Genomic DNA, 578 nt, shown 5'->3' with positions numbered 1-578 from the left:
CGCTCAGCACCATCGCCTGGGGGCTGTCGATCGCGATGCTGTTCGGCAACGTCGATGCGCTGGGGCGCCACACCGGGCTGTCGAACATTCCGTCGCTGCGCATCGGCGGCTGGTCGCTGGCCGATCCGCGCGCCATCTACTACCTGATTTGGGCGCTGGTCGGGCTGGCCTTCCTGTTCAGCCACAACCTGCTGCAGTCGCGGCCGGGCCGTGCGATCCGCAGCCTGCGTGGCGGTGCCACGCTGCTGGCCAGCGTCGGCGCCGATGCCTACCGCGTGCGGCTCACGTTGTTCGTCACGGCGGCGCTGTTCGCGGGCCTAGCGGGCTGGCTCTATGCGCACATGAACCGCTTCGTGAGCCCGTCGCCATTCGACGTCCGCGCCAGCATCGAGTACCTGCTGATGGCGGTGGCCGGCGGGCTCGGGCAGTTGGCGGGCGCGCTGGTCGGCTCGGCCCTGGTGCTGATCCTCAAGAACGGCCTGCAGGACGTGCTGCCAATGCTCACGCAGCGTGCCGGGCAACTCGAGGCGGTGGCCTTTGCGACGCTGTTCATCCTGCTGTTGCACTTCGCGCGCGGC

Annotated in this window: 1 protein-coding gene; it reads left to right on the top strand. The window is 69.4% G+C overall.

Annotated elements, in window-relative coordinates; all coding sequences use genetic code 11:
* The coding region (locus ACXJ3V_RS20475) for a branched-chain amino acid ABC transporter permease (protein ID WP_457102194.1) at positions 1-578 on the top strand (578 nt) is incomplete at both ends.

This window comes from Microbacterium sp. P5_E9, assembly GCF_054049175.1.
Note: the sequence above shows the minus strand (reverse complement) of the source record. Positions and strands in the feature narration are given on the sequence as shown.